Below are 15,801 nucleotides of genomic sequence, written 5' to 3'. Positions count from 1 at the left end.
GCTATAGCGGAAGCAGCAATGGTATCTCTAATAGCATATAAGTTCTGCCCTTCTGGAGGTATCTCCTTTAGCTGATTGAAGGGCTCTCGAAGCATTTTATTAAACTCAGATACAGCAATTGGTTTACCTGTGTAGTGGTCAACTAAAATTGGCCACGGTTTTAGAGTTTTCCCAATATAATCGTTCTGATTCATTGGGAGTTAGACCACCGTTATACTGATGTGGCCTGAGTTGGCAGTAATATCCGATAATGTAGCGGGTGATCTCTTGTTGAGCCTCAGCGAAGCTATGATAACCCACAGTTGGCACCCATTCCGTCTTCAAACTTCTAAAGAAGCGCTCTATCGGCGCATTATCCCAACAGTTTCCTCGGCGAGATAAACTCTGTTTTATTTGAAAGCGCCACAGCAATTGACGGTATTTACGGCTAGTGTAATGACTGCCTTGATCGCTATGGAACATAACACCTTTAGGCTTACCACGAGACTCATAGGCCATCGAAAGAGCTTTGCCTGTTAGCCTAGAATCCGGTGATAAAGACATCGACCAACCAATCACTTTGCGGGCAAAAAGATCGATAACGACCGCTAAATACATCCACCGATTACCCGTCCAAATATACGTAACATCGCCAGCCCAGACTTCATTTGGAGCCGCAACAGCAAATTGACGACTTAAGTGATTTGGAACGTCAATATGTTCTTGTGAAGCCTTTCTGTAACGATGCTTTGGTTCTTGGCAGCTCACTAAACCAAGAGTTCTCATTAGCTTTGTTGCTCGGTATCGGCTCAGCTTTACACCCTGATTTGTGACTATATCTGCAATGGTTCTCGCTCCCGCAGAGCCATTGCTTGCGGCGTGAGCCTCGCTAATCAAGCTGCGCAGTTTTATTGTTTCCGCATTAATTAACGCTGGGCGCTTAAGCCAATAGTTATAACTGCTTCGATGAACATTGAAGATTTCGCATAATATTTTTACGCTGTGGCTCTGCTTGAGTTTCTTGATTATCAAGAATTGTTCAGTGAGTCCGACATCAAGAGAGCCGTGGCTTTTTTTAGTATTTCATTATGCTCTTCAAGGCGAGCCAGCTTCTTTTTCAATTCCCTAATTTCTATTTGCTCAGGGGTCATAGGTGAAGCTTTCGGTGTTTTCCCTTGGCGTTCTTCTCTAAGCTGGCGAACCCATTTATCCATCGTGGACTTGCCCACATTCATGGCTTGGGCTGCTTCCGTCACTGAGTAATTTTGGTCTAAGACTAGCTGCGCTGCTTCTAACTTAAATTCTGCGCTAAATAGTCGTCTTGTACGTTTTGTCATAATGTCACCTGTTAACTTATGAGGTGATGATATCACCTCTAACTAAGTGACCAAATTCACTATGCCACTACAGTGGTAACTTGATATATATCAGGTATATGGAGAGTGCAGAGGTCGGGCTGGATGTGGGCGACTTAACGAAATATGGCATTTATACTTCCGGATCTCTAAATCGGGAAGTTGATTTGGTGGTCAACTACATCAGATACATAACTCAAGACAATCATAAAAAAATAAAAGCAATGAATATCAAAAGGGAGTTTGCTAGTGAAAATATGTGTGGTTAACCCACTTTCCAGTGGAAGTTGTCTAATCGAGGCACTAAAGGACTATGGCGCGGAGATATTCGTGGCTCTCGATGAACGATTTGTGAAAAGTTACGACAACTACGACTTGGCCTTTAGCACAAATGATGAGCTTATCGCTGGAGTGAAAGCGTCAGGCTGTGAGTTGGTTCTATCGGGAAGTGAGTTTGCAGTACCTAACGTAGATGCTGTTACGGCGGCATTAAACATGAAGGGCAATGAAAGTGCCACTGCCGTATGTAGAGCGAATAAAGTTGATATGCTCTCGTGGATCCAAGATCTGGGGCTAGACTCGGCTGGTTTTAAGTTGGTTAAGTCTGTTTCAGAGCTTCCAAGTTATGATGAAGATTCGTTCCCAGTATTCGTTAAGCCAGTAAACAGTGCGGGTAGCGATGGGTGTTTCCGTTGTGATGACATCAATAGCTTACAAAGCCGAGTTGAGAGTCTGGTTAATGCGGAAAACTTGCTAGGAAACATCAATACAAGGGTAATGGTTCAGGAGTATATCCAAGGCCAGCAATATGTTGTTAATACAGTGAGCTTAGACTCCAATCATGTATATGGTGACATTCTTGAGGTTAATCTAGAGGAAGTCGATGGGACACCCGTATACAGGGAGATCTCGGCAACGGATATCGATTACAACAAAGGTGTGAGCAAAGATATTATCAAGTATGTATCTGGCTGCCTTGATGCTTTAGGTGTAAAGAACGGCGCAGCTCATACCGAGGTTCGTGTAACTGAATCTGGGGTAAAGCTTATCGAGGTGAATTTCCGATTAATGGGGCCGGATCTGTACATTGACGCATTTTCTTTTGGTGTGGGGTACAGTCAAGCGTCTTTATGGGCTGAGTCAATCTTTGAGCCTGAGAGGTTTCTGTCGCGTGTAGGAGTGAGTAAGCCTAAGAAAATGAACTTCGCTATGGTGTATCTGCGTGGTCACAAGGCAGGAACCGTGACAAGTCGGATTGATTTGAGCAAGATGAGGCGACTACCTGCGTTTCATAGCTTAAGGCAGATTCCTCCGCTTGGTTACGTGACGGAGAACCCTAAGCTTACAACTGGAGACTTTGGGATCGCGTATATTGCTCATGACTCGAAGGATGTGTTTGAGAATACTCTGATGCGTCTAAAGATCTTGGAGCATGATGGTTTATACGGCATAAGGGATTAGATATGTTGGGTTTTGTGTTTATTTTGGCCTCGGTGACTCTACAGGCATTTGCGTTGTCTCGTGTTAGTTTCCAATTCAGTAGTGGGGAGATTATGATTTTCTCTGCGACCTCCTTTTTCTTGTGCTCGATATTTTTTCTGTGCAAGCTGGTGGTTACCAGAAAGCTGAATCTCACTAGGGATAAGGTACTGTCGTTAGCTAAGATGAATTTATATACCTTGCTAGCATTCTTCTCGTTTCATTTGGCTTTGACTTATATCCCAGCATCCAGCGCGGCTCTATTTGAGTCGGCAGTAGCCGTGGTTGTAGTGTCTGTGATTACTCGTGAAACTTTAGGCAGGTTGGCGCAGGCTTTCACCATCGCTTTGCTAACTCTATTGTTTGCAGTTAAGGCAAACGTGATGGATGCAGCGTTGCTGCTGGGCTTGGTTTTGGCTGCATTGGCCGGAATCGGTGCTGCACTAATTTCATTAAAGTCGAACGCAAAGTTTATGGGTGATTTGTCTATTGATGAGATCTTGGCATTTCGTTTTCTATTGTCAGGTGTTGTCGCCACGGGCGTGGCCTTCTCAACGGGTGCAAGCCTTGGTGGGGAAGTAGGTCTGGCAGAGGTGTTCGGGCTTTCTGTTTTTGGTTTTGTGCTACCGTTCTTTTTGCTTCAGAAAGGAATGGAGGTTACCAAGCCTGTACTTACGGTCTGTATGCTATCTGTGATTCCTGCGATCTCTTACTTGTTCGAGTCGGCGCTATATTCGGAGCCTTCGATCCTAGAGGTAATGTTGATAAGCAGTTCGGTGGCCTTGATAGTCTGGTTTTCAATATCAGACATTATAAAAACTCGAACCAAATCGGTATCGGTGAGAGCTTAGTCAAAACTATAGAGACATCAATATGATGTCTCTTTTTTCTCTTTATAGAGTGGTCTGAACCCAAGTTGATTATCCAAGGTCAGTCAGAACATTAATCAACTAAACATATCGTGTTACATTAGAAAAATCAGGTCAAATTTCGATAGTGAAGAATCTTGAGAGTAACAGGTCTAAGGCAGAAAGGGGCAGCTCTGAGTTAGTCACGATGGCTAGCTCGTGTGATCACCAAGCGATTCTGTCGTACCGTAATTATCAACCGATAAATGTCTAATGGCCTAGCCAATAGTGGTTGGCTGCGGAGAGACCACAATAAGAGATCTTCTATATGTGTTTGTCGTAAGCAATGTTTAATGACCGAAATGACAAAGCGAAGCAGATAACTTTGTTGTTCGAAAAGCATTGGCTACTCACGCAGCCAACAGGATGTAATTACCTATATTGATAGGCGGAAGTTAAGAGTGCGCTTTAACGTACTTTTTAACCTTTTTCATAGCCATTTGACGCTTAAGTGGTGAAAGATAGTCAATAAACAAGTTACCCGACAAATGATCTATTTCGTGCTGCATTACGATAGCTAGAAACTCATCACTTTCGATGGTCATTGGTTTACCTTCGCGATCTAAAGCAGACACAACAACTGAAGTAAAACGCTCTACGTCGGCATAATAGTCAGGAACTGATAAACAACCCTCTTGACCCAATGTTTTATCCGAGCCGCTAACCACTTCAGGGTTAACCAAAACTAATGGTTCATCTCGACTTTCGGAAAGGTCAATAATAACAACGGCCTCTTTACGACCAACTTGAGTTGAAGCCAAACCAATACCATTGTCAGTCGCATATAACGTTTCCAACATGTCGTCTATTAATGTTTGTACCGTGGAGAGATCTTGCACCTTTTCCGCTTTGACCTTAAGCCTTGGATCTGGTGCAGTCAGAATTTCTAAAACTGCCATATTTTCCTTCTATTCTTGGAAGCTCATAACGCTTTCTATATGTCGACTGTCCGTATTTTATGGGCCAATAATGCCTTCTTTCTTTTTAACCTTCAACAATACCAACAGATATGACGGGGTAAATAGCCTTTGCATATAACTTTGACAACACATTGCTTCAGATAACCTTTCGTAGGGGAAAAGCTCATGAACAGATTGTGAATGAGTAAAAGGTCTAGATTACAATGGGGCACAGATAATTTACGAAACAACTTGTTGCCCAAATAAACCTCATGGATTTCTGTACTCATCACAATTGACATTAATGCAGTATTCTAATAGTTTGATGTTGTCAGCGCGGGACTGGAACTCGTAAAAGAGGGTGCTGATGTCGGAAGAGATTCCCCTAGCCAGGGTGCAGGATAATCGAATTGAAAGAGCAGGCCAGATTTTTTATGTATGAAGCGCTTCAATATTGAGGCGCTTTTTTCTGCCCGTAACCCTCCCTTACAGCCAGTAAGATTGTCCCATGAAGTAAGTGACACTGAATTTGGTCACCTGCCTGTTGACCAAATTATTCTCATGTAAGTTTACTGCTGCCTAAACACGTTTAGGGGCGTGCGACGTGAGGTCGTATGAAGCGCTGTTCACCGCTCAACGAGTGAACCATCTGTATCACCAGATGAACCTAGGACTCTGAATAAAGTAGCGAGTCTGATAATGTAACGAAGGTTGGTATTTGCCAATCGGGATTGAAATCGTGAGAGGACGATCCTCCTGATAACCACATAAATCGGGTGAGTGCTAGGTAGTCAGCATGATGAACAAATGTGAATCCGTCCAAGGTGCGTTATACGATGAATCAGCGGAAGTGGTTAATACGCTGTGGCCAAAAGGCATGAGAGTCGGAAAGAGATTGCCCCATGCTCTTTCGTGATCGTTGAACTCTCCGCACCATAGCGGAATCTTATGTGGACTCCCCATTGTCAACATTACGGTTTCCTGCGTTCTAAACACGTTTGGGGCAGATATGAATTGTTGTAGATTCTGCGACAATTGAGCTTTCTCTTTGCTCAGGCAACTATTGCAAAAATTGCAACAGTTCAACTACCGAGTATTCCTCGATCGTTGCTTGATAAGCAATGTGCATATTTTGCACATTAGTTAGTTCTATTGCCGAAGCGACGAGTTCAGAACCGGGTTGGGACAAAAATGCGTTGCAGTTTTCAGATGGGGAAGTGCTTTTCCTCATATTCTTCAACCAATGCAGCTAGTCTTTCAAGTTCGTCACCTTCGGGAGTGCCTGGTTCAGCTACATCAAACAGAGATTCAATCCGCTTTAATGCGGTTTTGTAATCACTTTCAGAGGGTTCAAGGCTCAATTCATCCAATTTTGCCGCAGCCAGCTCATCAGCATGTGCAGTATAGGGAGTCATCCCCTTAACCAATTCTTTTTCTGACAGCCGTTTTTTGCTCATAGCTCGCTTTTCCATTCAAAGTGATATCAGATAATTTATAGCATACTGAGTTACTAGCTACAGCGTAAGGTTTGTCCTGAAAAACGCAATGGGCAGAAGCGCGTTAGCTTACCCGCCTCTCCTGACCTGATATTACTCGAAACAAATCAGATTTTGTTGTCCGCCGACAACAATGGTGCAAAACCGAGTATGATTGAATGACGATGCAACCTACGGAAACAACACTACGTCGACGTGACAATCTAGTTTGGGGTATTCCTTGAGCGTGAGTTTTAACTATGATTCAACGCTTTTTAGTCATGAGCACGTATTAACACCAAATAATCCTTTCTTTCGGAGGAGTTCTCTCGTCTTTGGTAGCTTTGCTATTTTGGACGTAAGCCAACCATGCCCACCCAGGGCTTTATCTAACTCAGTGCGGGATTTCTTGTTACTTGAGGAAAGCAACAACTCACGAATCACATCTACGAGTTCATTGTCTCGCTGATACCAATCCACTCTATCAACATGCTGCGTCTTACTTGCAGTTGGAAGCACGGTTTCAAGCCACGCATACTCGTGGTTATACAGCCAGTAATAAGCGGCTTCTTGGGCTCTCTTTATCTCTTGTCGGCTCACATTAGGGTTCAAGTTAATAAACCGTACTATCTGACAACGGTATCTGCGTCTCAAAGACTCAGCTTTGCATTGCTTACGCCGCTCAACAAGACCAGTTGTCGTCGAGATAATCTGCTCGACACTGCCAGAAGAGATATGATGCTTTTTTGCTATTACGTCTCCATGAAAGCCTTTTAGCGCCAGTTGTATTACCGATGCCTTGATACCTTTCGTGATTTTCCTGGGCTTCAGATTGACCGGAATATTATTCCTCAAGGCAACACTTTTAACATAACAACGACTCTTACCAACCTCGCGACTTACAGCTGCCATTGATAGCCCCAACTTCAATAAATCACAAGATTGTTTTTCTCTGTTTATGGCAGTTCGAGTGCTTAAACTCTCGTCTTTCACTCCTGTAAAGGGTCGACAACGAGACAGGAAAAACTCAAAAAGTAAGTGCTTAAATGGATGTTGAGGGTACTGGCCAGAGAGAAATGTTGATACAAAGCTGAAATCTAATCTTGATCTGACAGACAAATGTGTTGGTGAGAGAAATAAGCCTTCGGATAACTCATACAGCCCCTCTAAGATGATCTTCCTTCTCACTCGGCCACTTGCCGTCAAAAAGCCACTCAAGCCTAGCTGGTTTTGGTAATCCGTACTCAATACAGCACGGCTCTCATCTTGACTCAGAGCCTGTAACACTAGCACTCGTTGAGCAGCAAAATACGAGAATTCGGTTGCCACATCAGTACAATGTATAGGTATCGTTTCAGAGCTGGGTAGAAAATGACAACACACATGACAGCGACCGGGCAACTCTTGATGAACTAACCACGTTCGATGTGCTGAACATGCCTCTACACCTGGAATCTGATGATTCAAGTGCCAATAAGCAACGCCATACTCATGCAAATCATTTTTTGCGCACACAGGGCAGTACTTAACAGATAAGGTCTCTTTTTCACGAAAGGTTGAAAGCTGGCTCGATCTTATAACCTCATTTGTACTCGCAGCTACATCTTCAATAACATTTCTGTAATTTGGCAGGTAATTGGAAAACAGTGGACGCAGTGTTTGACACGATAATAGAGCCTTTGACGATTCACCCGTTGACTGAGCTAGAGAGCCCAAGTTTGATGTTAGATAAGGATGAATAGCTGCTCTACTATCGCCAGCAAGCAATCCTAAAGCTTGATCAGTAGAGTATTCACAAACTGATAAGAAACGGCATATACGGCTATATAAGGACTCATCAGGTAGTGCTTTGGGCAACTGCATGATGAGTCTCCTATATTGATAGTGTCTATATACCCTAACTATAGGATAGTTCTGAAAGAGGGTCGTCCAGAACAACATTACGAGATCTTAAATAGCACATAGGGTCTTCTAAACCCGCAGCTTGTTGAAATAAATCAGGGTCTTTAATTCTATCTAGTAGGTCTACCGCCCCCACTAGTTCAATAAGCCTAGAAGCAAATTCAGGGTGCTGAGGCTTAGTGATATCACCTGTTTTATCGACTGTTTTAGCAGTTTGTACATCCTTGCGCTGAGAGTTACGTTGCTTGCCTTTGGGTAACGGAATAAGAGCTGCTTTTAAGCTATCAACTTCTTCCGTTTGCCTCGATAGACCACAAGCAACTGCATTACCGGCGGATAATGTTGCTGGTGTAATACGTTCATCATCCGAGCCAATAACCAAACGTTGAGCCTCTCTATAGGTTCGGCTTGCCATATCTATATTACCAACAGATAAGGAGTGAAGAACATTATTTAGTTCTTCTGTAAGCTCCGTGTAAACGTTGGTCCATTGGTATTGCCAGAGTTGGTCTATAAACGCGTTCCATGAAATGCTGTTTCTTGTCAAAACAGACATAGTATGGTGATAACCGCTTTCAGCGCGGCGAGCAGCTTTGAGCTCTTTAATTAGAGACTTGTCAAACGGGGGGTTTGCGACAAAGAAAAGTGGAACACCTAACTTGTTCATTAGTCGATGTAAGAATTTTAATAGATTGTTCTCTCCACCTGTTCTTTTAAACTTTAGATTTTGCATTTCATCAATCACGAGCATACCTAGAAAACTTGATTTGATTGACCGCTCTAGCTGCCTAATTAACTCTCCAATTGTCCCCGCTGGTTTTGTTCTTTCCCTATCTAGGGTTAAGTCGAGTGTTGAGAGTATCTCCTCACAGAGATCCCTAACGCTGGAATTGCTAGGGCAGTCTACTTTTATCCAGACAACTTGTTTTCTTAGTTCAAGTGGATGGCCTTTATAGGACTCATGTACAATTACTGTAGGAAAATATTCTAGGACTTGCTCCACCATTGAGGTTTTACCAACACCACTTTCGCCAATTAGAGTAAGTCCATCTCCTTTGGGTTTAAAGTACCCAGTTCTCGGCTCTATATTAGGTCGTTCATCAACCAAATAATGCAAGAATTGGGCAGTTGTAGGGCTCAATGGATTCTTGGCCGAGTAGCCCTTTTTTATAGCCCTTTCAACAGCACGGAAGCATTCTTCATAATCGGTCAGCGGCTGCCTGATTTCTTCAATGCGATTTAGGTACTCATCACGAACTAATGGATCTTTATGGTCAGCAATCTCTTCTGACAAATCCGGGTAATTACTAAAATCGTCCATAACAGATACCCATGCTTTTTTAGCTGGAAGAGCCTCTATTATCGGATTACCTCGATGCTCAGGAAGAATTGCATCTTGATACACTGCAGACTCAATCCTCATGACTCACCTCTACTCACTCTTCTTTTCGGACCTTTTGGTAATAGAATTACTTTATCGCTGACGGGCGCACTATCAGCCGTATCATTACCACCTGAAGCGACTGACTTTGGTGTAATCATATTTGTTGTCATTTCTAACTCGTCATTACGTCGCTGACGGGTGTTTTTCGTTCTATCCTTTAAAGAAAGTTTACCCGCTTCTTTATTTCTGTGTTTAGCTTGTCGAGTAACATCCTGTTGATACTTATGATCATCAATCGAAGCTACTGAAATTGGTGTTAGCTCCTTTTTGGAATCGAGCCAGTCTTGGATAAAGTTGGACTCAAATATCGATTTATCACTGAACATCCTGCTGCGAGGTAGAAGATCGCATCTAACAAAACCTTTATTTTTGTCCAAACGGACATAGATGTAATTGGTTGTATTTTCGTCGATTCTCGCTTCAAGCCTCCAACGGCCTGAAGACCTAGCTACTGAGGCGAGGCTTAGCTCTTCGACCTCTGCACATGAGTAGTACAAACCATTAAAATATATACCACTTCGAGTCATACTTACTTCTGCGGAAGGTAACAACCTAGCGATAACTTCATCACTTCTAGCAAACTGAAGGTCGTGTCTATGTTTCGCAAGGTGTATTTTCCAGTAGTTCAGAGGTGTTGGGGACAGATCATGCTTAATGAGTAAAGGGCTGGCAAAAGCCAAGTCATCGAAAATTGAACGGTTATGCTCTAGGACAGTTTTAATTATTTCGGCAGTTACTTCTTTCAGGGTATAGAGCGCAACTTTTCTTGGGTCTTCATTGCCTCTAACAACTGGCCCGCCTCTTGTTGAACCTAGAAGATCATGAAGTAGTTCTTTATTAAGAATATCAAAACGTTTCTCCACAACCCCTTTGCAATCAGGCCTATATGGTGGGGTAAATGATAATTTCGTCATTGGAGTCAGCGCTTTTCTGGGCTGCACTCCAATCATTTCACCATTGTCGCAAACCAACTCTTTAGGGATGTGGGCACAAGGCCACTCTGAGTCTTCAATATCTACACCAAAGCTTTTACAGTAATCAGATTTAGGTAAGAAAGCATTGGCTAATGCCTGTCGAGCTGCACGCCATGAAGCATAATATAGAGATACATGCATACCAACTATCATTCGGCTTGCTCTATCCGCTACAATGTAAATCGTCGGTCGCCCTAAGACTTCTTCTGGCTTAAGCTCAGATACGATATGCACGTCAGCAACAGTCGCATCTATTTCAAAATGAGTACCAGGCAAATAGCTTCGGTCTGTAATGCTGCCTAGGACTCCTCTTTTATTTCTGAGGTAGTCATTTTCTGACGTTCGTTGCTTAACTATCTGCTCTTTACTAAATAGCTTTGTACGCCAGTAGCTGAACTGTTTTTCTGTTGGCACCAAAGGAGGTCTACCCATCACCTCTGCTTGTCTGATTTCTTTTGAATAACTATCTTTAAGCAGATTTTTATAAGTTTTTGCCAACGTAAGGCCTGTTTCTTTAAGGTAGTACTTCTTTAAAGCTTTCTTGAATTTCTTCTTGTCATCATTGCACACAATATACTTAGCTGCTCTATCTACAGCTATTGTTCTAGGTTGTTTCGGTGCACCTAATGGTTTCGTTGTTGGAGCTTTCTCCCTCCCAGAGCCGCCACTATTCGCAAATGCCGGTAACAGAGCCATCTTATCCTGACCATTTCTCCAATATAAAGTGAGCAATCTGGCTAAAGATTTGCGATCCACTCCCAACTTCCGCGCATGTTCGCTTAACTTAGGAAAGCGCTTCTTGGTCGCGTAGTCGAAAATAAAGCTCTGATCGAATATTACACCTTCGATTAAATCGTAATTTTTATCTCGACGAGCTATGTACTCTTCTGAAAGATTTTCTTCATCGACCATTAAATGAGCTGGCAATTTATATTGTGTTTTTTTCGCTTCATGACTAGAAATGGACTCAAGGAAACCCTCCAAGGAAACTGCTACAGGTCTTACTACTGTAGAAGAATCCTCTAGTGAGAATAAAATGACAGACTCAACATCATGTAATAAATCCAACAATCGATAGAGGCCGTCTTCAAGCAAGTTCGAATTACTCACTCTCCAAACACTGTTTTTAGGAAGCTCCATATAGGATACCTCCCTGTTGTTCAGTTACATACGTTATGTCAATAAGCCCTGATTCAACAATGTTTTTAGAAAGATCTACTTCAATATATCTATCAGCGATTAGGAAACGAATTAGTAATAGAGCATCTTCATGCGTAGTAACATTCAATGAGATTAGTTGATTACAAAGGTCTTCAATAAAGTACTGCCGAACAGTTAATATAGAGAGCGCACAATTAACCTGCTCGGTCGAAAAGCTCACCGGGTTCTTACGGAACGGTGAGGTAGCCCATAGAAGGTTACGACTTTGAACTCTTGTTAATTCATTCCCAGTAAAGTAACTAAATTTAATCCCAAGTAACTCCCAACAAACCCTCTCGATATCATTTTTTTCCAGTACACGTAGATCACTAGAGTCATCTTCAGATTTAACAGAAATAGCATGGTATGTTGTGCCTTGAGAGGAGTCTATCGTGAGCAACTGATCTGTTGTCATGATAATCGGTTCTTTTGTATGAGGATGGGTAGGGTGTTGTACCCCAAGGGTTTTAGCTACTTTCTGCGTAAAGTTTAGAGGGAAGAGGGGAAATTGCTCCCTGATATCAACAACACGGTTCGAAAACTCAGCAAGATAAAAGTGCTCACTTTCTATCGAAGACATCATATGGTGGTCTCTTTGAGACTTCCTACCATAAATCAGTGAGCGTGTACCTTTAGATTTCACATCCTGAATCCTAAGCCAAGGTTTGTAGTTAGCACCTTGACCCAGCCCATATTTGTTCCGCAAGTGCCGTTGATAGTCATCTAACGACTCGATTTTTCGACCACGTCCCATACTTAATCCAATAAAGCTTCACTGTGCAAAGCATAGTAATACGCCTCATTATGGGCAAACTTTATTGTCTAAAAATGTCGTTGTGGGCAAACTTTATTATCTCTACACAACAATTACACCCACTGCCCGGCTACATAGCCGCTTGACCAACACCATTGGAAATTATAGCCGCCAAGCCAGCCCGTCACATCCATTACCTCACCAATAAAATAGAGGCCCGGAACCGATTTGCATTCCATGGTTTTCGATGAGAGGCAATCGGTGTCTACGCCACCTAATGTGACTTCGGCTGTGCGATAACCTTCAGTACCATTGGGAAGAATCGGCCAATGTTGTAAATCGTGTGCGATAGCGGTTATTTCGTGTGGGTTTAACTGTTTGAGCGGTTTATCGACAAAAGCTTTACGCTCAATCAGCACTTCAACCAAACGCTTAGGCAGTACTTTTGCGAGTGTGTTTTTTAAGCTTTGATTTGGGTGTGCTTCACGTGATTCATTCAATAGCCGCTCGATGTCTACTTCCGGCACTAAGTTAATACTGACCTTCTGCCCCGCTTTCCAGTAAGAAGAAATTTGCAACACCGCAGGCCCAGATAAACCACGATGAGTAAACAGCAGTGCTTCTTTAAACACTGTGCCATCTTCAGTAGTGATTTCAGTTGGAATGGCAATGCCGGCCAGTTCGGCGAAATCTTCTTTATCTTGTTTATGCAGTGTAAAAGGCACGAGCCCGGCCGTGGTTGGGATTACCGCCAATCCAAACTGCTCTGCAATTTTGTAACCAAAAGGAGTCGCACCGAGTTTAGGCATCGACAAGCCACCCGTTGCGACCACCAGTGACTGGCATTGGATTGGCCCGTCATGGGTGGTGAGCTGAAAGCCGTTTGGCACCTTATCTATCGATTGAATCTCGACTTGATAACGCTGCTTGACCGTCGGTAAATCGCACTCTTTTAGCAACATATTGACGATGTCCTTCGCCGAATCAAGGCAAAAGAGCTGGCCATGATCGCGCTCTTCAAACGCAATATTGTATTTACTGACCAGCGAGATAAAGTCCCACTGGCTGTACTGCGATAACGCTGATTTAACGAAATGGGGATTGCGGCATAAATAGTTGGCGGCCGATAGTTCATAATTGGTGAAATTACAGCGACCGCCACCTGAGATCAAAATTTTACGGCCAGGCTTTTTGGCATGATCGAGAACGCATACGCTGCGCCCGCGCAGGCCAGCTTGCGCGGCGCACATTAGCCCGGCGGCGCCAGCACCAATAACGACAACATCAAACGACTGACTCATGCTTTCACCTTCATTTAACTAGACGCACACGCACCTAATGACAAACAAAAAGGATGCAGCGCTAGTGGCGTACATCCTTATCAATGGGGGACATTTTAACGACTAATTGAGTGAAGACAAGGTTAATCCACCAGCGACGGTATTAGACGAGCTGCTCTGCAAGCTCGCGCCCTTTTCCGCGAACGGCGTCAATTGTTTCAGCAAATGTGGCAGATATTGCCAGCACACGAGTATCTGGGTGCTCAGCCAGAAATAAGCGTTTTTCTTTTTCGGTCAGGATATCCCATTGATGGTGGATATCACGGGCAAAATGCAATACACGGGCAAGTTTTGGTGAAAGCTGCGCTTTTTCTGGCTGCGCAGAGTAGGCGATCGCATCGACCATCTCATCAGGAAACTTCCAAGCTTTGGCTAGCTTCGCCCCCAGTACATTCGCATCGGTATGGATGATTTGCTGTTGTGCTTCTAGTTCAACTTCACCAGCATCAACACAAAGGCGAATTTTCAACGCTTCTTGCGGCGCTAATGTGTGGATCATCAATTGGCCAATGTTGTGCAATATTCCGGTAGTAAAAACGCTATTGGCATCGAGTTTACAAGCGGCCCCCAGTTTGCTGGCGATAATGGCAATTTCAAAGGTATCGGACCAATATTGCTGCAGATCCAAGGTGTCAATTTTAGGAAAAGCACTGGATAATACCGATGCCACCACCATAGTTCTCACCGAGCCACTTCCGACACGAATCACCGCATCATTGATAGAGGCCACTGTGCGGCTTCCGCCAAAATGTGCCGAATTTGCAAGGCGAAGCAGCCGCGCACTCAACACTTGTTCCATGGCAATTTTTTTTGTGAGCGCACCAAAATCGACCTCTTCCTTATTAACCATTTCGAGTAGTTCTTGTAATACTTGTTGAATACGAGGTAACTCATTCAAACGTGCGAGCAGTGCTTTTTCATCCATTATTTTTCTCCTTTCGATTGCTCTTGCTAATAATAGTCGCCGCACAATGAAGATGCATAATAGTGAAGAAATAAGTCGATGACTTTATACAGACGATAAAAAAGGAGCACGATAGCTCCTTTAATCAATACAATGACTGGCTCAGTTATACGATACAAGCCGCGAAGGTTGTCACGGCCAGCAATGACATCGACAAGATAAACAGCGCTCTAACGCGATCACACTTGCCCGTAAATAGGGGATCGTGGTGATGGTGATACTCTTTACCTTTCAAATAATGGAAAAGACGAACCTGCTTGGTGACATTACCGTGAGTGGTAAAAAAGCCACCGCCATCCACTTGTTGATAAAGCAATGGATGAGCTTCACGCATGATGTAAATAAGTGAGCGTAGCGCAGTAAGATACCTGACTAGGTTAACCCCAGTGACCAGCATTAGCGCAAATAAAATTGTATCCCCAGTGATCATCTTTTCCTCCCTACACCTTTGCATAGAACCCAAAGAAAAAGACGATCGCTTCATACTCTTTCTGCTGCGATTACACAGCTTGGGTATCCATTACAGAAGATGAGCCGGCTTTTGCCATTGCGGCTAGATCTTTGTCGATGAAGAACAGCGCCTTACCATCATCACCCACAAGCTCTAGCTTATCTAAAATCCCTTTAAACAACTTCTCTTCTTCATGTTGCTCCGCAACGTACCACTGAAGGAAGTTAAACGTTGAGTAGTCTTGAGATGTGAACGCCGCATGAGCGAGTTTATTAATCTGCTGAGTAATCATCTGCTCATGTTGATAAGTTTCGCGAAACACTTCACCAAGGCTCGTAAACTTATGTTTTGGCGCTGCGATCGCACCAAGGATAGGCAGTGCACCCGTTTCACTCACGTAGGTGAATAAACGCTGCATGTGCTGCATTTCTTCTACGGCATGAGCGCGTAAAAACTCGGCAGCACCTTCAAATCCTTTATCTTCACACCAAGCACTCATTTGTAAGTATAGATTGGATGAAAAAAATTCCAGATTAATTTGTTCATTCAGTTTTTCAACCATAGCTTGTGACAACATGTCGACTCCTAGTTTATGTAACGATTTGAATTGACTATACCATGAACCTCACCATAACACTTTGAGTCAGGTATGCGGATATGAGATCACGGCGACAAAA

At 43.3% G+C, this 15,801-nt stretch carries 13 protein-coding genes; 2 read left to right on the top strand and 11 right to left on the bottom strand.

Translation table 11 applies throughout. The features are described from left to right. Positions 1–138: 138 nt before the first annotated feature. Positions 139–1,316 (bottom strand): IS3-like element ISVch4 family transposase gene (locus AACT42_RS19115; RefSeq protein WP_094167903.1). Its coding sequence is split into 2 segments (ribosomal slippage): positions 139–1,058 and positions 1,058–1,316, totalling 1,179 coding nucleotides; the frame shifts between segments, so codons are not numbered across the junction. Positions 1,317–1,664: 348 nt separating this feature from the next. Between AACT42_RS19115 and AACT42_RS19110 the strand changes: the two genes are divergently transcribed. Next, positions 1,665–2,795, top strand: a complete 1,131-nt coding sequence (locus AACT42_RS19110) for an ATP-grasp domain-containing protein (RefSeq protein ID WP_141192815.1) — start codon at positions 1,665–1,667, stop codon at positions 2,793–2,795. A 2-nt stretch (positions 2,796–2,797) separates the two neighbouring features. Continuing rightward, the gene (locus tag AACT42_RS19105; RefSeq protein ID WP_088728983.1) at positions 2,798–3,664 is read left to right on the top strand and encodes a hypothetical protein; all 867 of its coding nucleotides are present in this window, start codon (positions 2,798–2,800) and stop codon (positions 3,662–3,664) included. 452 nt (positions 3,665–4,116) lie between these two features. Here AACT42_RS19105 and def read toward each other — a convergent pair whose 3' ends face one another. From def to ftnA, 10 genes are all read right to left on the bottom strand, one after another. Continuing rightward, the gene (gene def, locus AACT42_RS19100) at positions 4,117–4,620 is read right to left on the bottom strand and encodes a peptide deformylase (protein WP_016785410.1); all 504 of its coding nucleotides are present in this window, start codon (positions 4,618–4,620) and stop codon (positions 4,117–4,119) included. A 1,205-nt stretch (positions 4,621–5,825) separates the two neighbouring features. Next, on the bottom strand, positions 5,826–6,077 hold the full coding sequence (locus tag AACT42_RS19095) for a hypothetical protein (RefSeq protein WP_064626086.1): 252 nt from the start codon (positions 6,075–6,077) through the stop codon (positions 5,826–5,828). A 297-nt stretch (positions 6,078–6,374) separates the two neighbouring features. Further along, positions 6,375–7,958 (bottom strand): TnsD family Tn7-like transposition protein, encoded by a 1,584-nt coding sequence (locus AACT42_RS19090; RefSeq protein WP_094133395.1) that lies wholly within the window; start codon positions 7,956–7,958, stop codon positions 6,375–6,377. Between the two features lie 34 nt (positions 7,959–7,992). Next, positions 7,993–9,420, bottom strand: coding sequence for an ATP-binding protein (locus AACT42_RS19085; protein WP_064626088.1), 1,428 nt, complete (start codon positions 9,418–9,420; stop codon positions 7,993–7,995). Further along, complete coding sequence (locus tag AACT42_RS19080) at positions 9,417–11,555, bottom strand: DDE-type integrase/transposase/recombinase (RefSeq protein WP_094133315.1); 2,139 nt, start codon at positions 11,553–11,555, stop codon at positions 9,417–9,419. Before AACT42_RS19080 ends, AACT42_RS19085 begins: the two co-directional genes overlap by 4 nt. Further along, positions 11,542–12,369 (bottom strand): TnsA endonuclease N-terminal domain-containing protein, encoded by an 828-nt coding sequence (locus AACT42_RS19075; RefSeq protein ID WP_094133314.1) that lies wholly within the window; start codon positions 12,367–12,369, stop codon positions 11,542–11,544. The genes AACT42_RS19080 and AACT42_RS19075 overlap by 14 nt, the downstream gene beginning before the upstream one ends. Before the next feature lie 113 nt (positions 12,370–12,482). After that, on the bottom strand, positions 12,483–13,670 hold the full coding sequence (locus AACT42_RS19070; RefSeq protein WP_094133313.1) for an NAD(P)/FAD-dependent oxidoreductase: 1,188 nt from the start codon (positions 13,668–13,670) through the stop codon (positions 12,483–12,485). Between the two features lie 142 nt (positions 13,671–13,812). Continuing rightward, the gene (locus AACT42_RS19065; protein WP_026028254.1) at positions 13,813–14,634 is read right to left on the bottom strand and encodes an HDOD domain-containing protein; all 822 of its coding nucleotides are present in this window, start codon (positions 14,632–14,634) and stop codon (positions 13,813–13,815) included. Positions 14,635–14,779: 145 nt separating this feature from the next. Continuing rightward, the gene (gene uspB / locus AACT42_RS19060) at positions 14,780–15,103 is read right to left on the bottom strand and encodes a universal stress protein UspB (RefSeq protein ID WP_010319583.1); all 324 of its coding nucleotides are present in this window, start codon (positions 15,101–15,103) and stop codon (positions 14,780–14,782) included. A gap of 70 nt (positions 15,104–15,173) precedes the next feature. Next, positions 15,174–15,701, bottom strand: coding sequence for a non-heme ferritin (gene ftnA, locus AACT42_RS19055; RefSeq protein ID WP_013855622.1), 528 nt, complete (start codon positions 15,699–15,701; stop codon positions 15,174–15,176). Between the last annotated feature and the right edge of the window lie 100 nt (positions 15,702–15,801).

The organism is Vibrio sp. V15_P4S5T153 (assembly GCF_963874485.1).
Lineage (GTDB): Bacteria > Pseudomonadota > Gammaproteobacteria > Enterobacterales > Vibrionaceae > Vibrio > Vibrio anguillarum.
Note: the sequence above shows the minus strand (reverse complement) of the source record. Positions and strands in the feature narration are given on the sequence as shown.